This window comes from Shewanella sp. 5_MG-2023 (assembly GCF_030547465.1).
Lineage (GTDB): Bacteria > Pseudomonadota > Gammaproteobacteria > Enterobacterales > Shewanellaceae > Shewanella.
Genome location: NZ_JAUORC010000019.1, coordinates 75,039 through 101,288 on the forward strand (window position 1 = coordinate 75,039; position 26,250 = coordinate 101,288).

General features: G+C 40.9%; 21 protein-coding genes and 1 tRNA gene. 12 read left to right on the forward strand and 10 right to left on the reverse strand.

Annotated features, from left to right (window positions below; genetic code table 11):
• Positions 1-18 precede the first annotated feature (18 nt).
• Both Q4557_RS12765 and Q4557_RS12770 read right to left on the reverse strand, forming a co-directional pair.
• The gene (locus Q4557_RS12765; RefSeq protein ID WP_303413134.1) at positions 19-1,506 is read right to left on the reverse strand and encodes a tryptophan halogenase family protein; all 1,488 of its coding nucleotides are present in this window, start codon (positions 1,504-1,506) and stop codon (positions 19-21) included.
• A gap of 85 nt (positions 1,507-1,591) precedes the next feature.
• Positions 1,592-4,336 (reverse strand): TonB-dependent receptor, encoded by a 2,745-nt coding sequence (locus tag Q4557_RS12770; protein WP_303413136.1) that lies wholly within the window; start codon positions 4,334-4,336, stop codon positions 1,592-1,594.
• 501 nt (positions 4,337-4,837) lie between these two features.
• Between Q4557_RS12770 and Q4557_RS12775 the strand changes: the two genes are divergently transcribed.
• From Q4557_RS12775 to Q4557_RS12790, 4 genes are all read left to right on the forward strand, one after another.
• Positions 4,838-6,466, forward strand: coding sequence for an alpha-glucosidase (locus Q4557_RS12775; protein ID WP_303413138.1), 1,629 nt, complete (start codon positions 4,838-4,840; stop codon positions 6,464-6,466).
• A 130-nt stretch (positions 6,467-6,596) separates the two neighbouring features.
• Positions 6,597-7,862 (forward strand): sugar MFS transporter, encoded by a 1,266-nt coding sequence (locus Q4557_RS12780; RefSeq protein WP_303413140.1) that lies wholly within the window; start codon positions 6,597-6,599, stop codon positions 7,860-7,862.
• A 161-nt stretch (positions 7,863-8,023) separates the two neighbouring features.
• Positions 8,024-9,241 (forward strand): RsmB/NOP family class I SAM-dependent RNA methyltransferase, encoded by a 1,218-nt coding sequence (locus Q4557_RS12785; RefSeq protein ID WP_303413142.1) that lies wholly within the window; start codon positions 8,024-8,026, stop codon positions 9,239-9,241.
• 249 nt (positions 9,242-9,490) lie between these two features.
• A complete protein-coding gene (locus Q4557_RS12790) occupies positions 9,491-11,734 on the forward strand; it encodes an EAL domain-containing protein (RefSeq protein ID WP_303413144.1) in 2,244 nt (747 codons plus the stop codon).
• 25 nt (positions 11,735-11,759) lie between these two features.
• Here Q4557_RS12790 and Q4557_RS12795 read toward each other — a convergent pair whose 3' ends face one another.
• Both Q4557_RS12795 and ald read right to left on the reverse strand, forming a co-directional pair.
• Positions 11,760-12,179: a secondary thiamine-phosphate synthase enzyme YjbQ gene (locus Q4557_RS12795; protein ID WP_102519571.1), complete on the reverse strand. Its 420-nt coding sequence runs from the start codon at positions 12,177-12,179 to the stop codon at positions 11,760-11,762.
• Between the two features lie 397 nt (positions 12,180-12,576).
• A complete protein-coding gene (gene ald / locus Q4557_RS12800) occupies positions 12,577-13,692 on the reverse strand; it encodes an alanine dehydrogenase (RefSeq protein ID WP_303413146.1) in 1,116 nt (371 codons plus the stop codon).
• Positions 13,693-13,870: 178 nt separating this feature from the next.
• Here ald and lrp point away from each other — a divergent pair, with 178 nt between their 5' ends.
• From lrp to serS, 6 genes are all read left to right on the forward strand, one after another.
• The gene (gene lrp, locus Q4557_RS12805) at positions 13,871-14,377 is read left to right on the forward strand and encodes a leucine-responsive transcriptional regulator Lrp (protein WP_076537850.1); all 507 of its coding nucleotides are present in this window, start codon (positions 13,871-13,873) and stop codon (positions 14,375-14,377) included.
• A 243-nt stretch (positions 14,378-14,620) separates the two neighbouring features.
• On the forward strand, positions 14,621-17,389 hold the full coding sequence (locus Q4557_RS12810; RefSeq protein ID WP_102531551.1) for a DNA translocase FtsK: 2,769 nt from the start codon (positions 14,621-14,623) through the stop codon (positions 17,387-17,389).
• A gap of 174 nt (positions 17,390-17,563) precedes the next feature.
• Positions 17,564-18,202: an outer membrane lipoprotein chaperone LolA gene (gene lolA, locus Q4557_RS12815; protein ID WP_303413150.1), complete on the forward strand. Its 639-nt coding sequence runs from the start codon at positions 17,564-17,566 to the stop codon at positions 18,200-18,202.
• A 6-nt stretch (positions 18,203-18,208) separates the two neighbouring features.
• The gene (locus tag Q4557_RS12820) at positions 18,209-19,540 is read left to right on the forward strand and encodes a replication-associated recombination protein A (protein WP_303413152.1); all 1,332 of its coding nucleotides are present in this window, start codon (positions 18,209-18,211) and stop codon (positions 19,538-19,540) included.
• A gap of 1 nt (position 19,541) precedes the next feature.
• Positions 19,542-19,916: a fluoride efflux transporter CrcB gene (gene crcB, locus Q4557_RS12825; protein WP_076537957.1), complete on the forward strand. Its 375-nt coding sequence runs from the start codon at positions 19,542-19,544 to the stop codon at positions 19,914-19,916.
• Between the two features lie 18 nt (positions 19,917-19,934).
• Positions 19,935-21,221, forward strand: a complete 1,287-nt coding sequence (gene serS / locus Q4557_RS12830; protein WP_102437391.1) for a serine--tRNA ligase — start codon at positions 19,935-19,937, stop codon at positions 21,219-21,221.
• Positions 21,222-21,321: 100 nt separating this feature from the next.
• Here serS and Q4557_RS12835 read toward each other — a convergent pair whose 3' ends face one another.
• From Q4557_RS12835 to punR, 6 genes are all read right to left on the reverse strand, one after another.
• Positions 21,322-21,660 carry a TusE/DsrC/DsvC family sulfur relay protein gene (locus Q4557_RS12835; protein ID WP_102437393.1) on the reverse strand — a complete coding sequence of 113 codons (339 nt, stop codon included), beginning with the start codon at positions 21,658-21,660 and terminating at the stop codon, positions 21,322-21,324.
• Positions 21,654-21,944, reverse strand: coding sequence for a sulfurtransferase complex subunit TusB (gene tusB, locus Q4557_RS12840; protein ID WP_102437395.1), 291 nt, complete (start codon positions 21,942-21,944; stop codon positions 21,654-21,656). Before tusB ends, Q4557_RS12835 begins: the two co-directional genes overlap by 7 nt.
• On the reverse strand, positions 21,944-22,300 hold the full coding sequence (gene tusC, locus Q4557_RS12845) for a sulfurtransferase complex subunit TusC (RefSeq protein WP_102437397.1): 357 nt from the start codon (positions 22,298-22,300) through the stop codon (positions 21,944-21,946). Before tusC ends, tusB begins: the two co-directional genes overlap by 1 nt.
• A gap of 33 nt (positions 22,301-22,333) precedes the next feature.
• On the reverse strand, positions 22,334-22,723 hold the full coding sequence (tusD, locus tag Q4557_RS12850; protein WP_102437399.1) for a sulfurtransferase complex subunit TusD: 390 nt from the start codon (positions 22,721-22,723) through the stop codon (positions 22,334-22,336).
• Positions 22,724-22,820: 97 nt separating this feature from the next.
• A complete protein-coding gene (locus Q4557_RS12855; RefSeq protein ID WP_102437401.1) occupies positions 22,821-23,480 on the reverse strand; it encodes a Bax inhibitor-1/YccA family protein in 660 nt (219 codons plus the stop codon).
• Between the two features lie 266 nt (positions 23,481-23,746).
• The gene (punR, locus tag Q4557_RS12860; protein ID WP_102437403.1) at positions 23,747-24,649 is read right to left on the reverse strand and encodes a DNA-binding transcriptional activator PunR; all 903 of its coding nucleotides are present in this window, start codon (positions 24,647-24,649) and stop codon (positions 23,747-23,749) included.
• Between the two features lie 126 nt (positions 24,650-24,775).
• Here punR and punC point away from each other — a divergent pair, with 126 nt between their 5' ends.
• Both punC and Q4557_RS12870 read left to right on the forward strand, forming a co-directional pair.
• Positions 24,776-26,038: a purine nucleoside transporter PunC gene (punC, locus tag Q4557_RS12865; protein WP_303413159.1), complete on the forward strand. Its 1,263-nt coding sequence runs from the start codon at positions 24,776-24,778 to the stop codon at positions 26,036-26,038.
• 80 nt (positions 26,039-26,118) lie between these two features.
• Positions 26,119-26,209 (forward strand) — tRNA-Ser (locus Q4557_RS12870).
• The last annotated feature ends 41 nt before the right edge of the window (positions 26,210-26,250 follow it).

Below are 26,250 nucleotides of genomic sequence, written 5' to 3' on the forward strand. Positions count from 1 at the left end.
AGTTTACCTTTGATGAAATTACAATTTATCAATAAATTGTTGATGAGACGGCATAGCAGCAACAGCCCTATTGATGATTTGCTTAATATTGCCCAGATAATCATGTAAGTCAGCATCACTTACACTATTAGCTAACGGGTTATAGTCATTAGGCATAATGCCTTGGCCGAGCATTACCTGTATCCAAGCAGCTTCTGTAAACAATTCATCTTGGTAGCGACTGACAGTGCCAGTGGCTTTAAATAGTTCAATTTTTTGTTTAAGGCTGTCAGGTATCGCCATATCACGGCATTGCTGCCATAAATCATGGTGTGAGTCTTTTTGATTCAGGTGATAGTGCAAAATAATGAAGTCACGAATTTGTTCAAACTCAAGTTTTGATTGGCGGTTAAACTCATCAACATTAGCTTGCTGAACGCCATTGTGGGGGAACAGCTTAGACAGACGTATGATGGCTGATTGAACTAAATGTAAGCTGGTGGACTCAAGTGGCTCTAAAAAGCCGCTTGATAAACCAATGGCAACACAGTTTTTATGCCACTGCTTTTCACGGCGTCCGGTTTTAAAATTGATTTTTCTGGGCTCTGCCAGCGGTTTTCCATCGAGGTTTTCAAGCAATAACGCTTTGGCTTGCTCATCAGATAAATATTGACTGCAATAAACTAAGCCATTACCAGTACGGTGTTGCAAAGGAATACGCCACTGCCAACCTGCATCATGGGCGATAGAGCGAGTATAGGGGGTTAATGCTTCAGTTCGTTCACAAGGTACGGCATAAGCACTGTCGCAGGGGAGCCAATGCTGCCAGTTTTCATAACCGACATCTAATTGCTTTTCAATGAGCAAGGCAGCAAAGCCTGAGCAGTCGATAAAAAAGTCAGCGCTAATTATCTGGCCATCTTTTAATGACACGGATTCAATGCTGCCGTCATTGGCAAGAGTTGCGGAGGTGATTAAGCCTTCGATACGTTTAACTGACAGCTTTTCACTGTAGTCACGTAATAGCTTAGCGTAGAGGCTGGCATCAAAGTGATAAGCGTGGGTGATACCAGCTAATGGCGTGCCTTGAACGCGATCCATTATGGAGAATTTATTATTTTTAGCTGCTTGGTAATTTAATGAAAAATCCCAGAATTGATTGACATCGGTTGGGTTAGATTTTTTCCAATAATGATGAAACTGAGTAAAGCCAATATCTTTACCGATATTGCCAAAAGCATGCATGTAGCTTTGTTGCTGGTTGCCCCAATTTTCAAACTCAATGCCCAGCTTAAAAGTGGCTTGGGTTTGTTTGATAAAATCTGCTTCTTTAATGCCTAATACATTATTAAATATTTGCAGTGGAGGAATAGTAGCTTCACCGACACCAATGGTGCCGATATCTTCAGACTCGATTAAGGTGATGTAGAGCTGCTGTTTAAATAGCTTAACTAACATGGCGGCGGTCATCCAGCCTGACGTACCACCCCCTACAATTACAATGTGTTTTATTTTGTTGTTATTCATAGTAATCGCCTCATTAAATAATGGGTTGATATAAAGTAAAAAAGCCCCTGTAACAGGTTACAGAGGCTTTTTGGTCTTATGCAGATTAGAACTTGTAGTTCGCGCCTAACATGTAGTTACGACCATAGTTTTGGTAATCACGCACATGACGAGCATCATCACCTGTGTATGAAGTGAATGGCTCATTAGTTAAGTTACTGACCTGAAATAACACTGATAAACCATATAAGGCATCAATACCACTTTCAGAGAAGTCATAACCGATTTGCGCATCAACCACAGTCTCAGCTTTAACATTAACATTTTGACGGGTTAAGCTGATTGCGGTTACTTCACCTAAGAAGTCACTACGGTAGCGAGAGCTAACACGTGCTTCAAAGCCTGAGTTTTCATAGTAAACCGTCGCATTGAAAGTTTTCTCTGAAAGACCTGGTAAAGTTGTTGGCTCGCTATCAGAGGTTTCTTTAACTTCACTGTCGTTATAAGAACCACTTAATACCGTACCGAAACCTTCTAGCGCATCAGCTAGCAAGCCAAAGTCCATAGAGAATGACGCTTCAATGCCTTGAACATAGCCACCTTGACCATTTTGCCACTGCTCAAAAGAACCGATAGGGTTATCTGTATCTGGGTTTTGTGGTGGAACAATATCAGTAAAGTCGATAAACGATGTTTGCTTGTAAGTGTAGTTTTCTAAGTCTTTATAGAATACTGCTAAAGCGAAATAGCCTTGGTCACTGAAATAGTTTTCATAGCTAATATCGTATTGACGGGCTAACCATGGACGTAACTGCGTGTTACCCGCCTCACCAGTCCAATTCACACCCGTTGTTGGTTTTTCTTCATAGCTATAACCAATGTTGGAATTCATTTGGTCCATACGAGCACGGGTTAAGGTACGTGCAGCAGATACACGTAACATTTGACCTTCAGCAACTTCAAAACCTAAGTTAAAGCTTGGCAACCATTCAGTATAAGATGCGCTGTCGTAGTTAGCGTTAGTCACCAGTTCGCCATCCTGTAAAGTTGACGCAGTACCATTAGAGCTTTGGTCTGTTTGAACCGCTTGAATACCAAAGTTACCTGTTAAAGGTACGTCGTAAACATCGGTATCTATGGTTGCCATAACAAAAGCGGTAGTTACTTCTTCTGTAACATCCCATGAGTTTACAGCACGGGTTGAATCTACATCTGCGACATCAGTTTCAATGTAGTTGCCATCATTATAGAAAGCTAAAGAGTCATAGCTTAGTACATCACCCATGCCAAAGAAATCTAATGAGGTAGGACTTAATAAATACTTGTCAGGGACTGTCATTAGGTAGTTAGGATCGGTGCCGTCAAAGCCTTTAAGCGTTAGGAAGTAACCTTTATCTAATTTTGATTTTTCACGCTCAGTGTAATTAACACCAAACTCAATGCTACGAATAGCACCGTCATCAAACACGTATTCAGCGGCTAAACGTAAAGACTGTAATTCATCTTCAATTTCTGGTTTGTTGATAAAACCATCTTGAGTGTTAGCACCCAGTGGGTTACCCCATCCTAGTGCATCACCTAATTTGATAACATTAGGGTCTGAGTAATCTAAATCGTGACTGAAGTTATAACCTTGATCGCCATTGTAGGTAAAACCTAAATCATCGAGCGCTCCAACTCCGGCACCACGACCGGTACCACTGTAGCTTTCCATACCTATGTCGGTTCGTTCAGATTTAGAATAGCCTAAATCAGCAGTAACAATCCAATTATCTGTAACGGCAAATTGGTTATTCCATCCAAATGATACAGATTCTGCATCACGCATATTTACATCGTTTCTGACAATAACTTCTGCATTATTAATGACCCCTTTGGTGATTAAACCATTTTGGGTTTCAAGTTCCGTTATTCCTGTATTCCAACTTGGGGTACCATATTGGCCTGGAATTTCAATACCGCGTAAACGTTGATCATCGGTAAATTTGGTATAAAAAAGGTCTAATTTTGAGGTAAATACATCATTGGGAGCGTATTCTATAACACCTAAGAAACCATCGCGCTCTAATTCAGATGAACGGACAAAAGGTTTTGCGCCACCAAGTACAAATGGTTTTGACTCATCGTAATCAAGGTTAGGGTAACCCCATGCTTGCCAGCGTTCTTCTTGGTTAGGTGACATCATTCGAGCATAACCTAATGCAATACCAATAGTGTCATCAGCAAATTGGTCAATATAAGAAATACTGCCACGGTAACCGGTATCATCAGAACCGCTATTTAACGCACCAAGGTCATTCATTTCACCACGTAAACCAATAGCGAATGTTTGTTCACCATGGGTTAGCGGGCTGATTGTTTGCATATCAACCGTGCCACCAATAGCTTGAGCCATAACGGTTGCATCAGGTGTTTTGTATACCACAACACGATTTAATAATTCAGAAGGGTATTGGTCAAATTCAACACCACGGTTATCGTTAACAGACGCTTGTTCGCGGCCATTAAGTGTCGCGGTAGTGAAATCCGGCCCCATGCCACGGATTGAGATGACGTTTGCGCGGCCATCAAGGCGCTGAGCCGAAACACCTGGTAGACGTGCAAGTGATTCTGCGATACTGACATCAGGTAATTTACCGATATCTTCTGCAGAAATAGCTTCAACGATTGAAGATGAAGACATTTTTAATGATTGTGATTCTTTTAAACTACGACGAATACCAGTGACTTTTAATACTTCAATTGATTCATCAGCAGTTGCAACATCTTCTGCTTCAGCAGCGTAACCGTACATACTTGTACTGGCAGCTACCATTGCTAACGTTAGTAAGCTTGGTTTAAATAGCGACATCCATCTTTCCCCTTCTGAATGGCCAGCAGCCCTTTTTATAAGGTCGAGCTGCTAGATTTCTATTATTTATAATTACAGTCTTTATAGTATTTTTACTTCAGCTTGCTTAAATGACTGCATAAGCGCTGAGGTTTATTTCCACTTTGTTGCGGAACAGTAAAGATACTACTCCTAGCATTCTTTCATCGACAACGTTATGCATACGTATTCAAAGCTTTTGTAGACTTTAAATGGCCACTTTATTACTTTTTTTTAACATTCAAAAGATAGTTTATGTATTGGTTAAGTTGTTGAATTTTAGCATTTAAGTGCTTGGTTTGTATTTTTAAAATTTGTATTAATTCTTTGCATACGTATGCAGCTCTATTGAACCTGATTTCACTATTCACGTATCCTCGAGGCAATTAAATAATAATGACGACCAGTTACTAGGTCGCAACATAGGGTTAACCATGGGTGAGGTAGCTATATGGTTAATGCTTTTATTACAGAGGGCGAGTAATGAGTCAGTTATCATGGTGGCGCGGCGGAGTGATATATCAGGTATATCCACGAAGCTTAATGGATTCAAATGGCGACGGAGTCGGTGATCTACAAGGAATAATTACCAAACTTGATTACATTGCTAGTTTGAATGTTGATGCAATCTGGATATCGCCCTTTTTTAAGTCGCCAATGAAAGATTTTGGTTACGACATCAGTGATTATCTCGATGTTGATCCTATGTTCGGCACAATGGAAGACTTTGACGAACTGATTGAAAAGGCACATAAGCTCAATATCAAAATAGTCATCGATCAGGTATTAAGTCATACATCTGACGAGCATGCCTGGTTTAAACAAAGTAAATTAAGTCGTGATAACGACAAATCTGATTGGTATGTTTGGGCCGACCCTAAAGAAGATGGCACCGCGCCTAATAACTGGTTAGCTATTTTTGGTGGTTGTGCTTGGGAGTGGGAGCCGCGTCGTCAGCAATATTACTTGCATAACTTCCTAAAAAGTCAGCCTGATTTAAATTTCCATAACCCTGAAGTTCGCGCTGCAGTGCTTGAAAATGTCGATTTTTGGCTTAAAAAAGGCGTTGATGGTTTCCGCTTAGATGCGATTACTTTTTGCTATCACGATGAGCATCTGCGTGATAATCCAGCTAAACCCAAAGATCAACGCCAAGGTCGTGGCTTTAGTGAAGATAACCCTTATGCCTACCAATATCATTATTACAATAATACCCGTCCACAAACTGTCGGCTTTATTGAAGAGCTGCGCGCACTTATTAATCAATACCCAGGCGCCGTGACCTTAGGCGAAGTGTCAGCAGAAGATTCTTTAGCGACCATGGCTGAATATACCCAAGGCGATGATCGTTTGCATATGGCCTATAGTTTTGAGCTATTAACCAATGATTTTAGCGCGGCTTATATTCGCCAAACAGTTGAAGAACTGGAAGCCAGTATTGGTGACGGTTGGCCGTGCTGGGCCATAGGTAATCATGATGTGCAACGCGTTGCGACCCGCTGGGGCAAAGGTGAAACTAATCCCGCCATGGTTAAAATGCTCAATGCGATGTTGTTTTCGCTGCGAGGCAGCGTATGCAGTTATCAAGGTGAAGAATTAGGCTTAACGGAAGCGCCTATTGAGTTCAGTGAGCTGCAAGATCCATTTGGGATTACCTTCTGGCCAATGTTTAAAGGCCGTGATGGCTGCAGAACCCCAATACCGTGGTCGAAAGATCATCAACAAGCGGGTTTTTCTGACAGCAGTAAACCTTGGTTACCTATTCCTGCTGCACATAAAGCTATGGCTGCAGATGTTCAAGAAGCAGATACACAATCCAATCTACATGCTTATCGCCGCTTTTTAAAATGGCGTAAGCAATATCCTGTATTGGTGATGGGTGATATTAGCTTTATTGATGTGGATTCTAACCTTTTGGTATTTGTACGTACCTTTGAAACTCAAAAAATGCTGGTAGTATTTAACTTAGATAATAGTGCCAATACATTTGATGCCTCTGCATATGACATTGTTGCAGTTAAAGATGATCACGGTCTTGAGTCTGCATCTTTGCAAGCTGATGCTAAACTAACATTAAACGCATTTGGAAGTTTCTTCGCATTAATTAAATAATGTAACGATAAAACAGCAGCTTAATCGGTTGCTGTTTTTATTTGTGTTGTAGGTTTTTAATAACAAGATTCAGTTGCCAGTAGACATGCTAGTAATTGGTGATAACAACGATAACAAGAGAGTTCATATTATGGCTTCAGCTATTCCAACGGGTTCAACAACAGTTAGCAGTACTGGCGACGGTAGTTACCGTTTCGCACTAGTATCGTTAACCTCACTATTTTTTATGTGGGGATTCATTACCTGTCTTAATGACATACTAATCCCTCATCTAAAGGCGGTATTTTCATTAAGTTACACTGAAGCCATGCTGATTCAGTTTTGTTTTTTTGGCGCTTATTTCTTAGTGTCATTACCTGCTGGCAGTCTGGTTAAAAAGATTGGTTATCAAAAAGGCATTGTGTCCGGTTTAGTTATTGCTAGTATCGGTTGTGCCTTATTTTACCCTGCTGCAGCATTGGAAACTTACGCGTTATTCTTAGGGGCATTGTTTGTTTTGGCTTCAGGTATCACCATTTTACAAGTAGCCGCTAATCCTTATGTAAATGCACTAGGCTCTGAAGAAACAGCCTCAAGTCGTTTAAACTTAACCCAAGCCTTTAATGCATTAGGCACCACTGTCGCCCCATATTTTGGCGCTGTGTTGATTCTTTCAGTCGCAACGGGTACCGTCGGTGAGTTAAGCCATGCACAAGCTGAAGCTGACGTGGTAAAAATGCCATATCTATTTTTATCTGCCACGTTAGCAGTTTTAGCTGTGATTTTTTCACAATTAAAGTTGCCTATTATCCAATCTCATACCGCAGTTGAAACAGATGGTAAGGTTACTTACAAAGGTAAAACCAGCGCGTTGCAAAGCATTCACTTAGTATTGGGCGCGGTGGGCATTTTTGTTTATGTTGGCGCTGAAGTATCAATTGGCAGCTTTTTGGTTAACTTTTTAGGTGAAGAGCACATTGTAGGGCTGCAAGAAGCTGATGCAGCAAAATACATTACCTATTACTGGGGCGGGGCGATGATTGGTCGTTTTATTGGTTCAGCGCTTATGCAAAAAATACCTGCAGGCACCATGTTAGCCTTTAATGGTTTAATGGCTGCGACCTTAGTATTAGTTGCTATTAATACCAGTGGTGAAGTGGCCATGTGGGCAATTTTAGCGGTTGGCTTATTTAACTCCATTATGTTCCCAACTATTTTTAGTTTGGCTTTAAGAGACTTAGGCCCACATACTTCGCAAGGCAGTGGCTTTTTATGTTTAGCGATTGTTGGTGGAGCAATCATCCCATTATTACAAGGGGTAATGGCTGATACCATGGGCATACAACCGGCGTTTATTCTTCCTGTAGTGTGTTATGCATTTATCATATTTTACGGCGCGAAAGGCTCTAAAATGTAACCTTTAAGCTGACGCTTTATATCAGGCAGCCTAACGGTTGCCTTTTTGTTATTTCGCCGCCAATAAATAGGAATCAATACTTGCTTAAAAGGCGGTTAACTCCTATGATCCATGCGCTTTTTCTGTTTTATCTTATTTCTATAACTCGTTGAGATCCCCCAATGCTAACTTACCCGCTCTCAGGCAGTTCATCTGAACTGGTCATTAATGTGTTAACTATGGTGCTAACTGAAGGTAAACCTTTAGATCGCGCTTATTCACATAACTTTTCAGGTATGCAATATCCACCTGCGGAGCTAGCAAGAATTACTCTCGTTACTGGTGATATTTTGCGTCGTTTGAACCTTTACTGCTATTTGGTTGATATCAAAGTAGAAGATATTGAACGTACCGGTTCTAAATTATTAAACGGCTGGCATTTATTCCACGATCTTGATTTACCAAAGATGGAATATGCATTACAAGTTGATAGCGCACAGTTTGCTGAGCGTCTAGAACTCGCAAAAGCGCAACCGGCTTTATGGGATGGTTGCCCTGAATGGTTAGACGAGTTAGGTGCCGCCCAACTGGGTGAAAAATGGCCTGCAGAAAGAGCGGCTTTAGCAACAGCGCCAAAACGCTATATTCGCGCTAACAGCTTAAAAGGCACCCGTGAAGAATTAAAGCAACGGTTAACTAAAGAGTTGGTCGCTACTGTAGAGGTTGAAGGCGTTGAAAGTGCGTTAGAGATACGTTCAGATTCTGCATTATTCAAAACTGAAGCCTTTAAACAAGGCTATTTTGAACAACAAGATGCCGGCTCGCAGCTCGTTGCTGCTGCAGTTGATGCAAAACCAGGTATGCGAGTTGTTGATGCTTGCGCCGGCGCTGGTGGTAAAACTTTGCACATTGCCGCACAAATGCAAGGTAAAGGTCGTTTACTTGCTATGGATGTTGAGCAATGGAAACTTGATAACCTCAAAATTAGAGCAAGAAGAGCAGGCGCGCATAATGTTGAAACCCGCATTATCGCTAGCAGCAAAACCATTAAACGGATGAAGTTGACTGCTGACAGAGTCCTACTCGATGTACCTTGTTCAGGTTTAGGGGTGTTAAAACGTAACCCAGATTCTAAATGGCGTGACACGCCAGAAAGATTACCGGTATTAATTGAGCTACAAAAAGACATTTTGCAAAGCTATAGCCGAATGGTAAAAGTGGGCGGTATATTAGTCTACGCTACCTGTTCAATCATGCCTGATGAAAACAGAAATCAAGTTGATGCCTTTTTAGCTGCAAACCCACATTTTACATTATTAGATGATGAATTAATCTTGGTTGCTGAGCATGGTTTTGATGGTTTTTATTTAGCAAGAATGGAACGCATAAGCGAAGTGTAAATTTATTGTTTTAAAATAAAATCATACCGAATAAAAACAGTGCAGTTAGATAACTTCACTGTTTTTTATGCCTGCGATATATAGCCAATAAATGTAGCATTGCTTTAGTGATAAATGTTAGTGACTAGTCGAAGAGATTCATAATAAACAGATAGTTACTCGCTTAGTGTTGCAATTAACCTTAAGAGTGAATAATCTGCATTAACCGTAAGTAATAAAGCCAGATGGTTTATTCTCAAAAGGAATTTTATGGATAGCGGGCAAACTTTTGCATCACAATCAGCAAACTATGATGTGTTAACAACATGTGCTTCTAATAATGACCGTTATAGCCAAATTCTTACCATGCTCTTAGCGGGTTCCCCATTACGAGAAATTCTCCATTCATTAGTCTTATCAATCGAAGCGCAAAAGATTGGCACCAGAGCGTCAGTGCTATTAATGAGCAATGACAAGAAAAGGTTGTTAACCGGAGCGGCCCCCAGTTTACCGGAACAATATAACCAAGCTATTAATGGCATTGAAATTGGGCCGATAGTCGGTTCATGCGGCGCTGCAGCAGCCACCGGCGAAAGAGTTATTGTTGAAGATATCGCCACTCACCCGAATTGGGCACCTTATAAAGAATTGCCGTTAAAGACAGGGCTAAAAGCTTGCTGGTCAGAACCCATTATCGACTCTACTGGCAACGTATTGGGCACTTTTGCCATGTATTACGATACCCAAAAGTCACCATCAGCATTGGATCTAGAACTGATTCAAGAAGCCGCTCGATTGGCAAGTCTTGCCATTGAACGAAGCCAAGGACTACACCTACAAACACTCACCAGTAAAATATTCAATAAACTGCCTATGGGCTTATTGATCGTTAACGAAAACAATACCATTTTGTTTATTAACCCTGAGTTTAAAAGTATCTGTGGCGATATTACTGTTGACTCAGAGAGCTTTGAACCAAAGCGCTTTTTCGAACATTCTCAGCAAGAAAATATCACGTCTTTAATGAAAAACCTTGCTATCGGTAAAACTTGGCAAGGTGAGTTAACAGGCCGCAAACGTAATGGCAAGACCTTTGATGCTGAAGTAACGGTAACCTCATTTAGGGATTACCACGGTGAACAAAATTGTTTTTCTTGGCTAATTGCTGATATCAGTGAACACAAAGATGCCAGCAAGCTTATTCATTTTCAGGCCAATAATGATGCGTTAACCCGTTTGGCTAATCGACGTTACTTTGTTGAGAAAATCTATGATTATGTTTGGCAGCAAGAGCGCAGCAAGCAAACTGGGGTAGGTTGCTCAATCATATTGATGGATATTGATAATTTTAAACTGATAAATGACAGCTTAGGTCATGAGTGTGGTGATCGATTATTAATTGAGGTAACCAAAAGATTAGCCCCGCTGTTTCCTGATATGTGCACTTTTGCCCGAATAGCAGGTGATGAATTTGGCGTGTTCATACAAGGTAAAGTGTCTGCAGACGAACTCATTGAACTTGCCAAACAAATCAATCAAGTTGTAAGCGCTGTTTTTTGGCTTGATCGTAAAGCTATCCAAGCCTCTATGAGCATTGGTATCTCACGTTATCCTGAAGATTCTACTGAGGTTGATGCTTTAATTAATTGCGCTAGCCAAGCAATGCATAATGCTAAGCTTAAAGGCCGAAATGGTTATCAATTTTTTGATCAAAGCATGCAGAAAAATGCAGAAAGAACCGCTTTTTTAAACATGGAATTAAACAAAGCCTTAAGTCATGATGCTTTTGAACTGTATTTTCAGCCCATTTTGTCGGCTAAATCGACGCATGTTGATAGCGCTGAAGTGTTACTTCGTTGGCCGCTTAATGGTGAGTTCATTTCGCCAGAAGAATTTATACCTATTGCTGAACAATCAGGGCTGATTGTCCCAATCGGTAAATGGATTAGGCGACAAGCGCTAGATTTAATTTATGACTATTGGCAACAAGGACGTGCGATTAGCTTGTCAGTAAATGTCTCTACTAGTGAATTTATCACTGCAGAGTTACAACAACAATTCATTAGCTTTTTTGAAGAGTATCTGCTGGAAAAATCCGTAGCAAACTTTCCATTTCATTTATTAACCATAGAAATAACTGAGTCAGTAATGATGGAGCAGCATGAGAATGTTGAACAACTTCTAAGCCGATTAAGAAATTGGGGTATCAAAATATCCGTTGATGACTTTGGCACCGGCTATTCTTCTCTATCCTATTTAGCTAACTTTCCGGTAGATCAAATCAAAATCGATAAAAGTTTTATTCAAAAAATTGAGCAGGGTCCTAGACATAAGGCGCTAGTGGAAGCAATTACGACCATGAGCCATGCACTTGATTTATCAGTCACTGCAGAAGGTGTTGAAACCCAAGCACAGCTGGATTTTGTTAAGCAAAACAATGTTGATGCTATTCAAGGCTACTATTTCTATAAGCCTTTGCCTAAACAGGCGCTCATCGAATTACTCGCACAATAAATTCAGCAATAGTAATACAGTAAAACTACTCTCCTTGTATTGTGACAAGTAGTTTTCTGCTGCCGCCATGATTGCGATGTTCACCTAAATACAGCCCTTGCCACATTCCTAATGCTAATTGACCATGGGTGATGGGTAGGGTTAATTCACAGCCCAGTAAACTTGATTTTAAATGGGCTGGCATATCGTCACTGCCTTCATAAGTGTGGATGTAATATGGTTCATTCTCTGGCGCCACATTATTAAAGTATGCTTCAAAGTCTTGCCGAACAGTTGGATCTGCATTTTCGTTTACAGTAATGGAAGCTGAGGTGTGTTGCAGCAATATGTGCACTAAGCCAATATCAAACCTTGCTAATTCGGGTAATTGAGTTAATACCTCTTCAGTAATTAAATGAAAGCCACGAGCTTTTGGCTTTAATGATATTTGTTTTTGGTACCACATATAAGTCTGCTTTTAATCGCTATTTTGATGATGAATTGTAGTGAATTTCAGCGATTTGACCAACAGTAGAAAGCACTAATTTTAAACATTGTAGTAGGATAATGAACTGTAAGCATAAAGTATGACTAAAATGACTCATATTAGCCATTGTAATTACTGTAACCCTTGCTGAGTGTTGGCTTGAGGTGCTCACTGGTTTTAATTAATAAACGCTAACTAAAATTGCGCATTTTATTAAGTTAGCAAAGTGCTTGCTCAGTGGTGCTGATAAAGTGAACGATTCTGGATGGATATTGTTTGTAAACAGCTTAAGATACAAATTGTTGCATAATTGTTTAATCCATAAAAAAAGCTACTCATTGAGCAGCTTTTTAGTACTTAAACCATCAGATATTGATTAGTTTAGCAGGCTTGTTGGCTCGGTAAACTCAAGTGCTAATGCTTCAGCAACTTCTTTACAAACAAGCTTTCCGTGGATGACATTTAAGCCATTTAGTAGGTGCTTATCTTGAAGCAATGCAGACTTATAACCTAAGTTTGCAAGCTTAATAATGTAAGGCAGCGTGGCATTGTTTAATGCAAAAGTAGAGGTGCGAGCCACAGCGCCAGGCATGTTTGCAACACAATAATGAACTACATCATCAACGATATAAGTTGGTTCTTGGTGAGTGGTTGCATGAGATGTTTCAACACAACCACCTTGGTCAATTGCGACATCAACAATTGCGCTGCCAGGCTTCATACGGGTAATCATATCGCGGGTCACAAGTTTTGGCGCAGCAGCGCCAGGAACCAGTACACCACCAATGACTAAGTCTGCTTCTAATACGTGGCGTTCAATGGCATCAGCAGTAGAGTAAATGGCTTTAACTGCAGAACCAAATTGTACATTTAAACGACGTAGAGCATCGATGCTACGATCAAGCACAACCACGTCAGCGCCCATGCCTACAGCCATTTGTGCAGCATTAGTACCGACCATGCCGCCGCCAATAATAACTACTTTGGCTGGTTCAACACCTGGAACACCGCCCAGTAACATACCGCGGCCGCCTAGTGATTTTTCAAGTGCACGCGCGCCTGCTTGAATCGACATACGCCCAGCAACTTCTGACATTGGCGCTAATAAAGGAAGGCCACCACGGTCATCTGTTACGGTTTCATAGGCGATACAAACAGCCTTACTTTTTATCAAATCTTCAGTCTGTGGTAAGTCTGGTGCAAGGTGTAAATAAGTGAATAGAATTTGGTCTTCACGCAGCATGGCGCGCTCAATAGCTTGTGGCTCTTTAACCTTCACTATCATATCTGATTGAGCAAACACTTCAGCTGCGGTTGCTAAGATTTCTGCACCGGCATCAATATAATCTTGGTTAGTAAATCCAATGCCAATACCTGCATCTGATTGAACAAATACATCATGACCTTTAATTGTTAATTCACGAACGCTTGAAGGAACCATACCAACACGGTATTCATGGTTTTTGATTTCAGTAGGGATACCAATAATCATTTTGAGCCTCTAATTGATTTTTACTCGTTTTTACGAGCCAGTAGTTATTATATTCGATGACCTGAACGTGCTTATTTCAGGGAAGTCTAGTATAGTGCCCCTGACGCAGTTTATGCTGCTAAACTTTACACATTAAAAGATGAATATGTTGTTTTTGTGCTAAAGCAAGGTTAATAATATGGCAAATAATAAGAAAAATTCTGTGAAAGATTTAGATCGGATTGACCGTAATATCCTCAACGAACTTCAGATTGATGGTCGCATATCAAATGTGGAGTTATCTAAGCGTGTTGGCCTGAGTCCAACACCATGTTTAGAACGAGTTAAACGTCTTGAGAAACAAGGATACATTAATGGCTACACTGCATTAGTTAATCCTCATTACTTAGGTGCATCGTTACTTGTATTTGTGGAAATCACCTTAACTCGAGATACCCCTGATATTTTTGAACGCTTTAACAAAGCCGTTCAGTTGTTAGATGATATTCAAGAATGTCATTTGGTTTCTGGCGATTTTGATTACCTACTAAAAACCCGCGTATCAGATATGTCAGCTTATCGTCGTTTGTTAGGTGAGACATTACTTAAGTTACCATCAGTTTCTGATACTCGTACTTACGTGGTTATGGAAGAAGTTAAGCAAACTAATAAAGTTGCCTTAAATTTATTAGCTGATACTTACTAAATTTAATAACCAATAAAAATAAAGGGCATTGCCCTTTATTTTTTTGCCAAAAATTTACAGCAAGCTTAATCTTAGGCTTAAAAGTAACCAACTTAAGCCAGATTAAAATTATTTATCTTCTACAGTCATCTATCTGAAAACATTAGGTTGAGCTTGGCATCCGCGCGTTGCATAATCACTGCATACACATTGATATTCTGTTATTGTTATCATTCTTTTTAAATCTTATTTGGGTGTTTTCGTTTGTCTCAGGGAAATAGTCTTCAAACACTTAGTGGCCTTCAGCGTCTTTTGGAAGGTGGGTTGATCATTTGTTGCATGACTGCAACTTATATTCTTATTGCACTTAGCAGCTTCGATCCTAATGATCCCGGCTGGAGCCAGTCGCATTTCCAAGGTGAAATCAGTAATCTAACTGGCGCAGTTGGCGCATGGACAGCAGATGTTCTATTTTATTTTTTCGGCTTCATAGCCTATCTCATACCAATAATTATTGCTGCTTCTGGCTGGTTCATTTTTAATCGTACTCACAAGCTGTTTGAAATCGACTATTTTTCTGTCGGTTTAAGGATTATCGGTTTTTTACTGGTGGTATTTGCATTGGCAGCGTTAGCGAGTATGAATGCCGATGACATGTATGTATTTTCTGCTGGCGGAGTGGCAGGGGATGTGATCAGCCAAGCAATGATGCCTTACTTTAATAACCTTGGAACAACTTTATTACTGCTATGTTTTATCGGCGCAGGCTTTACTTTAACTACCGGTATAAGCTGGCTAACCGTTATTGAAAGTACAGGTCTAGCCACTATTTGGTGTGTTAAAAAGATCATTAGTATCCCAAGTTATTTATCAGCTAGTAACGAAACCGAAGATACCCGCGGCTTTATGTCTGTCGTTGATAAATTTAAACAGGACCGTGGTGACGATGCTGGCAACGTAAAGCATGACAAAGCTGAGCTTGATGCTGCAGCAATTGATCTCACTAGTATGCCGCATAATGAGGCTGAAGTTACTGCAGCAATAGAAACTGATGAATTAGAAGAAAAACCCTCTCTTTTCAGCCGTATTAAATCGAAAGTGAAACCCAGTCGCGACAAAGAAGAAACTAATTTGGCAGGTGACTTAGAGCAAGATGTAGAGCCAAGCTTTGGCGCTGAAATAGACCATGAGGCTAAATTAACGCCACATAATGGTAGACTTGAACCCAAATTAAACGCCAGCAATGATCACCAAGACGATGATAATTTAACCCCAGCTTGGATCGCATCAGGGGATGCCCCCGCAGCTGATTTCACACAAGCGAATCATCATTTAAGTGAACAGTCTGAGGCTCATGTTAGTCATAGCGACTCGTTAGGTGAAGCATTCAGTCAAGCTAATAGCACAGGTGCAACAGCGACCTCGCAGCCAAACCCTGCCACTACAAAAGCTGTTGAGCAAGCGCGTATTGTTGAAGGAATTGTGGTGTTGCCAGGCCAAGAACCCCAAATAGTTTATGGCCAAACTAAAGTTGAAATGCCGCCACTGCCAAGTATCACCTTATTAGATGTACCTGATAGAAAAGAAAACCCAATTACCAAAGAAGAACTAGATATTGTCGCGAGGTTGGTTGAAACTAAGCTGGCTGACTTTAATATTGTCGCTAATGTTGTTGGGGTATTCCCAGGCCCTGTGGTGACTCGATTTGAACTTGAATTAGCCCCTGGTGTCAAAGCCTCAAAAATCACTAATTTGTCGAAAGATTTAGCCCGTTCATTGTTAGCAGAAAGTGTCCGCGTTGTTGAGGTTATTCCAGGTAAAGCCTTTGTGGGTCTTGAATTGCCTAATAAATTCCGTGAAACGGTATTTATGCGCGATGTTTTAGACTCTAAAACCTTTGAAGAAAGTAAATCTGATTTATCCATGGTGCTGGGACAAGATATTGCTGGCGATCCCGTGGTGGTTGATTTAGGTAAAATGCCGCATTTATTAGTTGCCGGTACTACAGGTTCGGGTAAGTCAGTTGGCGTCAACGTGATGATCACCAGTATCTTGTATAAGTCTGGTCCTGATGATGTGCGCTTTATCATGATTGATCCGAAAATGTTGGAGCTTTCCGTATATGGCGGTATTCCACATTTGTTATGTGAAGTCGTCACCGATATGAAAGAAGCGGCTAATGCACTACGTTGGTGTGTTGGTGAAATGGAGCGACGTTACAAGTTAATGTCAGCGCTTGGCGTACGTAATTTAAAAGGTTATAACGCTAAAATTAAATCAGCCATAGAAGCAGGTGAACCGATAGTTGACCCATTATGGAAGTCATCTGAAAGTATGGATGAACAGGCCCCTGAGTTAGAAAAATTACCCTCTATTGTGGTAGTGGTCGATGAATTTGCTGACATGATTATGATTGTCGGTAAAAAGGTTGAAGAGCTGATTGCCCGTATTGCGCAAAAGGCCCGTGCAGCGGGTATACACTTAATCTTAGCCACCCAAAGACCTTCAGTGGATGTCATTACTGGTTTGATTAAAGCAAACGTGCCAACACGTATCGCTTTTCAAGTGTCATCAAGAATTGACTCTAGAACCATTTTAGATCAGCAAGGCGCAGAAACACTACTCGGTATGGGTGATATGCTGTACTTGCCACCAGGTACCAGCGTACCTATTCGTGTCCATGGTGCTTTCATTGACGATCATGAAGTCCATAAAGTCGTTGCAGACTGGCATGCTCGTGGTAAGCCACGTTATATTGAAGAAATCCTTAATGGCGTCAGTGAAGGTGAGCAAGTATTGCTGCCTGGTGAAGCTGCAGAATCTGATGATGATACTGATCAGTTATATGATGAAGCGGTTGCGTTTGTCACTGAAACCCGCAGAGGTTCAATTTCAAGTGTGCAGCGTAAGTTTAAAATTGGTTATAACCGCGCGGCGCGGATTATCGAAATGATGGAAACCCAGGGGATTGTCAGTACACAAGGTCATAATGGTAATCGTGAGGTTTTAGCTCCTCCGCCACCGAGAAACTAACCTCGGACCGAACATAACAATCACTGCGCTTATAGCCAGTTTGGCCAAATAAACCGTTATAATGAAGCCATTAATAATCAACCTTATAAAGAAAAAGCCTTAGTGACAAAAAGCATAGCCACTAGCCTTAAAAGTTTATCGCTAAGAATTAGCAATACAGTATTAGGAATTTATATGAACAAGCGTTTTGCTGTTGTTACAGCCTTAGCATTATTATTGTCAGGCAACGCGTTAGCTGATGAATCAGCGCAATTGCGTGATCGCTTAGCCAAAGCCGATTCATTAAAAGCTGATTTTACCCAGCAAGTTACCGATATAAACAATAAAGTCATTCAGTCAGGTAAAGGGGTATTTGCCCTTGCTTATCCAAACAAATTTTACTGGCATTTAACTGAGCCTGATGAGTCGCTCATTGTGGCTGACGGTAAAGATTTATGGATTTATAACCCTTTTGCTGAAGAAGTTTCAGTCATGGATTTTGCCGATGCTATTGACGCATCTCCAATGGCTTTGTTAGTTCATCGCGATGAAACAACTTGGTCTCAGTATCGTGTTGAGCAAATTCAGCCAGAGTCAGCTAAAGCCTGTTATTCCATTAAGCCCAAAGCGGATGATTCAAGTGTGGTGACTGTCACTGTGTGTTTCAATGAGGCAGAGCTTACTGATTTTAATTTGTTAGATGAGCAAGGCAATTACAGTCAGTTCACGTTAACAAATCAAACCAAGGTTGCGGCAGACGAAAACGGCTTATTTGAATTTACCGTACCGGCAAACGTTGATATTGACGATCAACGTTCAAGCCTAGCTCAGTAGGTTATAGTGTCTACTTTAGGTTTCGATTTTGCCCCAGACTTTCGTCCTTTAGCCGCAAGAATGCGCCCAAGGGAGATAAGTGAGTATGTAGGGCAGCAGCATTTACTCGGTAAAGGGCAACCACTGCGCCAAGCACTTGAGGCCAATCGAGCTCACTCTATGTTGTTATGGGGCCCTCCTGGCACAGGTAAAACCACCTTAGCTGAATTGGTGGCGCATTATGCCAATGCCCATGTAGAGCGCATTTCGGCGGTTACCTCAGGGGTTAAAGAAATTCGCGCCGCCATTGAGCAAGCTAAAGCGGTAGCTCAAAGCCGTGGTCAGCGTACATTATTGTTTGTGGACGAAGTCCATCGTTTTAATAAAAGCCAACAAGATGCGTTTTTACCTTTTATCGAAGACGGTACTGTTATTTTTGTTGGCGCGACCACTGAAAACCCATCTTTTGAGCTCAATAACGCCTTATTGTCTCGTGCCAGAGTTTATTTAATCAATCGCTTAGATGGCGATGATATTGCCGCGATTATCAATCAAGCATTAATGGATACTGAGCGTGGTTTTGGTAAACGTGGTTTTACTATTCCTGAAACAGTAATGCAGCAGTTAGCTTCAATTAGTGATGGTGATGCGCGCAAAGCATTAAATTTACTCGAGTTAATGAGTGACTTGGTTGCTGATAACGGTGAATTTACTCAAGAGATGCTGACGCAAGTCGCTGGGCATCAAATGGCCGCTTATGATAAAAATGGCGATCAATTTTATGATTTGATTTCTGCGGTGCATAAGTCCGTGAGAGGCTCAGCTCCTGATGCTGCTTTGTATTGGTATTGTCGAATACTTGAAGGCGGCGGCGATCCTCTCTATGTAGCACGTAGACTATTAGCCATTGCCTCTGAAGATGTAGGAAACGCCGATCCTACTGCAATGAATATTGCGCTTAATGCTTGGGATTGTTATCACCGCGTTGGTCCTGCTGAAGGTGAGCGTGCTATCGCCCAAGCGATTGTTTACTTGGCCAGTGCGCCAAAAAGTAATGCGGTTTACACCGCCTTTAAAGCAGCAAGAATGCTTGCAAGCGAAACAGGTCATGAATCAGTGCCAGATCACTTACGTAACGCACCGACTCAATTGATGAAAAATATAGGTTTAGGGGCAGGGTATCGCTATGCTCATGATGAACCAGGTGCCTACGCAAATGGGGAGAATTACTTCCCTGAGTCAATAAAAGATAGCCAATTGTATTATCCAACCGAGCGCGGCTTTGAAAAAAGAATCAAAGACAAACTTGCCCATTTAGCAGAACTAGACCGAACCAGTGAGGTAAAGCGCTATGATTAGCATGAGCAATATCATGTTTGTGGCCCTTGGTGGTTCAATTGGGGCTGTTTTTCGTTATCTAATCTCAATTTTCATGCTTCAGCTATTTGGAAGCAGTTTCCCTTTTGGTACACTGTTGGTAAATGTATTGGGATCATTTTTGATGGGTGTGGTTTATGCCATTGGTCAAGCCAGCCAGTTAAGTCCTGAATTAAAAGCCATGATAGGTGTTGGATTGTTAGGCGCCTTAACGACTTTTTCTACTTTTTCCAATGAAACATTATTGCTAATGCAAGAAGGTCTTTTTGCAAAAGCTATTCTCAACGTGTTGTTGAACGTTGTACTGTGTATTTTCATGGTATATGTCGGTCAGCAGCTAGTTTTTTCTCGCATTTAACTATTAAGAATATAAAACATGTTAGATCCAAAATTTTTGCGTAACGAACTTGAAGTCACCGCTGAGCTGTTAGCTAAGCGTGGGTTTATCCTTGATATTAGCCGCCTTACCGCTTTAGAAGAAAAGCGTAAGTCGCTACAAGTGGCCACAGAAGAATTGCAAGCATCCCGAAATGCAATTTCTAAGTCCATTGGTCAAGCAAAGGGTCGTGGTGAAGATGTCAGTGAAATCATGGCTAAAGTAGGGGACTTAGGTGCTCAACTGGATGCGAAAAAATCTGAACTAGCTGAATTGTTAGCTGAGTTAAATGCTATTGCTATGAGCATGCCTAACTTACCAGATGACGCAGTACCAGCCGGTGCTGACGAAAATGATAACGTTGAAGTCCGCACTTGGGGCGAGCCAACTACATTTGATTTCGAAGTAAAAGATCATGTGAAACTGGGTGAAGATCTAGATGGGTTAGATTTTAAAAACGCCGTTAAAATCACCGGTTCTCGCTTTGTGGTAATGAAAGGCCAAATCGCACGCCTAAACCGCGCTGTGGGTCAGTACATGTTAGATCTACATACTGAAAATCACGGTTATTCAGAAATGTATGTGCCATTACTGGTTAACGAAGAAAGCTTATTAGGCACAGGTCAGCTACCTAAGTTTGGTGAAGATTTGTTCCACACTAAACCGGCCACTGAAGAAGGCCAAGGCTTAAGCTTGATTCCAACTGCTGAAGTACCTTTGACCAATGTAGTACGTGACACTATCGTTGAAGAAGCTGATTTACCACTTAAAATGACGGCATTAACGTCTTGTTTCCGAAGTGAAGCGGGCTCTTACGGCCGTGATACTCGTGGTCTAATTCGTCAGCATCAGTTTGATAAAGTTGAACTTGTTCAAATTGTTAAACCTGAAGATTCAATGAATGCGTTAGAAGAGCTAACAGGTCATGCTGAGAAAGTACTAGAAGGGCTAGGCCTTCCATATCGTACTGTGATTTTATGTACTGGCGACATGGGTTTTGGCGCTTCGAAAACTTACGATATTGAAGTGTGGTTACCTGCGCAAAACACCTACCGCGAAATCTCTTCTTGTTCAAACATGAAAGATTTCCAAGCACGTCGTATGCAAGCACGCTACCGTGGTGTTAATGACAAGAAACCAACTTTGGTTCATACCTTAAACGGTTCAGGCCTTGCTGTTGGTCGTACAGTAGTTGCTATCCTTGAAAACTACCAAAATGCAGATGGCTCTATTACCGTGCCTGACGTATTACGTCCGTATATGCGCGGCCTAGAAAAAATAGGCTAAGTCTTCGCTAGCGTTAAGGCGTTATCTGAGCCTAAAAAAAACCAAACATCATGTTTGGTTTTTTTGTGCCGTAAATTTAGCAGGTCTGGTTACATGATAGTTAAAGGCACTTAGCAGGTTTTGGTAAGCCTGCGATTTTAGTCGCCTGTTTAGCTGGGCCCACAGGAAAGAGGGTATAAAGGTATTTTGAATTACCTTTATCAGGCCCTAACGTCTGACCTATGGCTTTCACTAGCACGCGGATAGCAGGGCTTGTCTTGTATTCAAGATAAAAGTTACGCACAAAATTAACCACTTCCCAATGTTGCTCGGTTAATACGATATCTTCACCTGCAGCCAAAATAATTGCCATATCAGGTTGCCAATCAGCAACGTTTTTTAAATAACCTTGAGCATCAACTTCTATTTGTTGCCCATTAAATTCAATTGAATTTACCAAGTAATCACCTTCGTGTGTTTCAATGTAGCCAGTACAAACTGGTCATAATCAATAATTGAGATATTAGCGCTGCTAGGTAAAAGTGCTGTTAAGCCTCGAGCTTGTATATCTTCAGATAATATATAAATCTGTATATCTAGCAATTTTTGCTGCCAATGGCTTTGTAATAAGCAATTAATCGCATCGTCAGCAAGGATGATACTGTCTTCACTAGCGATATAACGTAAGCAGCAATTTAGCGCGTTGTCAGTGGTGGCTGAGGTTTGAATGTGATGTAAAATCATTAGTAAACCACCACTTCATCACTTTGCGCTAATAATTGCTTAATGGCATTGCTATCAGCTAATTGCGCCTCAAAATTAAACTTGTCTTCAGTGATGCCAAATTGTTTTGCTGACTGCTCACACACTAAAACGGTTTCAATATCATAAATATTAAGAGCTTTAAACGTCGATAGGTAATCTTTACTGCCGACTAATTCTGGCTGCTGATCTGCTAGCAGGTGCAGCACAGCTTCATCAGTAAAAACCACGCTAACTTGTTGCTCAAAACTGGCACTGAGTAACGCAAAGTCTAAGCCTTCACGGCTGGAACTATTGCCCAACGGGCTTTGTCTGAAAATAACGCAAATTTGCTTCATGTGGTTACCTTGCCAAGCAATTTAAAATCAGCATTAAAAGCACACTAATCGATCTGATGTTTCAATACCTGTGACCAGCTCACCTAAACCACCCATTTCAAATGGGGCGCTAGAATTGAACTGTGATTTAGTGTTTTCGATGGCATCTTGCTGTGACAACACACCGCGGCGCAGCGCTGCTGACACACAATTTATCAACTGAATATTGTGTTCAGTTGCCAAGTTTTTCCATGCTTGGTGCAAGTCATATTCATCAGAGGCAGGACAGATTAATTGGCTACTATTAGTCACGCCGTCTTGATAAAAGAAAATACGCGTAACTTGATGGCCTAATGACAATACACTTGTCGTAAAGCGCAGCGCTCTAAAGCTCGCTGTTGAGCCATAAACCGTGCCATTAACTTGGATAATAAATTTATTCATAACAATAAAAAATGGCTCCTGTAAGGGAGCCATTTTAGCGTAGTAAGCCGATTAATCACAAGGTCAGAACCAAATGAATAATCAAGTAACTTAACGCCTAGTCATCATTACCCATGCCCATCAAGTGTAATAGCGCCATGAATAGGTTGATGAAGTTTAAGAACAACGAAATCGTTGCACGGATATAGTTAGTTTCGCCACCATTTACAATACGGCTTGTATCATAAAGGATTAAGCCTACCATCAACATTGCTACAGCAGCTTGAATAGCCATAAATGCAACACTGTTACCAACAAACATGTTGATCAGTGATGCGCCGATAACCACAATCAGACCAGCAAAAAGGAAGCCGCCCATGAAGTTGAAATCTTTCTTAGTGCTAATTGCATAAGCTGATAAAGAAATGAAGATAACTGAGGTTAAGCCAAACGCTTGCATAATAAGTTCAGGGCCGTTAGCTAAACCTGCGTAGTGGTTTAAAATGTATCCTAATGATGCACCTTGCATACCCGTAAAGGCAAAAATCCATGCAAGCCCTGAAGCATTGTCTGCTTTTTTCAGGGTCACCATCATCACCACGATACTACCAAGTGATAGTCCGATTGACATGAAAGGGCCAATGTTCATCATCATTGCTACACCAGCCATTACAGCGGCAAAGGCAAGCGTCATCGACAATAGCATGTAGGTATTTTTGATCAGTTTATTGGTTTCCATCGTTGTAGCTTGATGGCCCGATAAAGTTTGTTGATTCATAACAGTCTCCATAGACTCGAAAAAAACTGTAATGACGCAATAAGAGTCACTACAAAAGATATTTATTAAATTATTTAGATTTATAATACCTTAGCTTTAACACAGCTTAAAGGTATATAAGTGTCACTGTCATGTTAACTATTATTTAATGACACATGTTCATATAAAAAATTGTCCTAAACAACATTTTTACTAAGAAAGCTGAACTGAACATTAAATTATCATTACAACTTGTTAATAATGTCATCAAGATGCTGGCTTTGTGGTTATGCGAGCCACTCTTGATGTAACTTATCGGTATCACCTAAGTATTCTAAAACCCACTCAAGTGCAGGTGACATCTTTTCTTGATTCCACGCTAAACAGCAAGGGCTTGCATTTCTTGGATGTTCTAAGGTTTTTTCAATTAATACCCCAGAGTCGATAAAGGGTTTTGCAAGGTTTCTAGGCATATAGCCGATACCTGAGCCATCACGGAAACAATTGAACGCTCTTATCCAGTCTGGTACCACTAATCGCCGCTGATTGGCCAGCAACCAAGTTGTGCGTTTGGGTATTTCCCTTGAAGTATCTTCTAAACAAATAGAGGGATAGATGCGTAATTCATCGTCTGTTAATGGGCGATCAATTTCTGCTAGAGGGTGGTTACGACTGACTAAAAACGACCATTGAATCTCGCGCATATCTTTATACTGATATACGCCGCCCACAGGGATAGCTGTGGTTGCACCTATGGCGATGTCACTGCGACCTGTTGCTAATGCTTCCCAGACCCCATTAAACACCTCAATACGGATGATGAGTTCAACATCGTCAAAGTGACGATAAAAGTCTGCAATTAGTACACTAATACGATCAGCGCGGACAATATTGTCTAAAGCGATAGACAGGGTGGGTTGCCAGCCATTAGCGACACGTTGAGTGCTACGCTTTAAGTCATTCATGTCACCTAATAGCTCTCTTGCGTGGGCGACAAAATGTTTACCGGGTTCCGTTAAGCTGACACTGCGATGATGCCTTTCAAACAAAATGACACCAAGTTCATCTTCGATTTGTTTTACGGCATAACTTACTGCTGAAGGAACTTTGTGTAATTGATTGGCTGCTGCCGTGAAACTACCTAAGCGAGCGACAATGTCGATCATTTCCAATGCTTGTTCTGAAAGCATAGCTTGCTATCCTTTGCTGTGAAAATTTATGAATGCAGTCATCAAAACTAAACGTTTCACATTGCTTTTGCAAGTGATTAGACTGCACGCTGATTTTTAATTAAGCCACTTTCGGACACTTTTTTTATGAAAAAAGCATCATCTACCTCTGCCAATGTGCAGTACTTTATTTTATTAGGCTACTTAGCACTGTTAAGTATGCTGGGCTTTATTGCCACCGACATGTATTTACCTGCATTTCAAAACATAGCTGACTCATTTGATACCAGCTTAAACAACGTCGCTTTTTCATTAACGTCTTTCTTAGCGGGTTTAGCTATCGGCCAATTACTTTATGGTCCATTAGTTGAAAAAGTAGGCAAACAAAAAGCCTTAATAATTGGTTTAGTTATCTTTGCAGCAGCCAGCGCCTTAATTGTCGCCAGTAACTCGATTATTATGCTTAATATCGCACGTTTTTTCCAAGCGTTAGGTGCCTGTAGTGCTGGTGTAATTTGGCAAGCTATTGTCGTTGAAAAATATGATGCTGAAAAAGCGCAAAAAGTGTTTTCAAACATCATGCCTTTAGTTGCGCTATCACCTGCTGTTGCACCTCTCATTGGTGCATCAATTGTTGATACATTTGGCTGGAGAGCAGTTTTCATTACTTTAGCAATACTTGCGGTTTTGCTTATCGTTATGACCAAGCTGTTAGTTGCACCAGAGAACAAACAAGCAGAACCACAAGAAAACATCAGCTATAAAACCATCTTAAAAAACACCCGGTTTTTAGGTAACGTGGTTATATTTGGTGCATTGTCTGCAGCATTCTTTAGTTATTTAACGGTATGGCCAAGTGTAATGATTAAATTTGGTTATGAAGCTAAAGCCATTGGCTTGAGCTTTATTCCACAAACCATCATGTTTATCGTGGGTGGTTACATGAGCAAAGTACTTGTTAAAAAATTCGGTACCACACAGGCGCTTAATTATTTATTGGGACTGTTTTTCTTCTGTGTTGCAACCATTGCAATAGCGACTTTGGTAATCCCAATGGAATCAATTTATCCGCTATTGGTAACCTTCTCATTACTTGCTGCAGCTAACGGTGCGACTTATCCTTTGGTCGTCAACAATGCCTTACAGCAGTTCAGTAAAAATGCCACCAAAGCTGCAGGTTTACAAAACTTCCTTCAGATTGGTATGGCGTTCGGCGCATCAAGTATTGTCGCGATGTTCGTACAATATAATGAAGTGACTATCGGTTTAGGTATCGTATTGAGTGCTGTTGTTGCTTACTTAGGCTATTTATTGTCAAAGCATGATAGTTGGGCTTCAGTAACAAATAACTTCATAAAGCCAGATCCTGCTAGCATCGCACTTCACGCTAATAAAAACAGCGCAGATTGATGCTAACTTAAGCAAACAGTAAAGAATCTTAAATTTATGCTTTACAGCAGCGAGTGAGATAGCTATTATCTCGATCGTTCGGAGAGATGGCAGAGTGGTCGAATGCACCGGTCTTGAAAACCGGCATGGGTTTGTAGCCCATCTAGGGTTCAAATCCCTATCTCTCCGCCATATTCTAAAGCAAAAAAGCCATTGAATTTCAATGGCTTTTT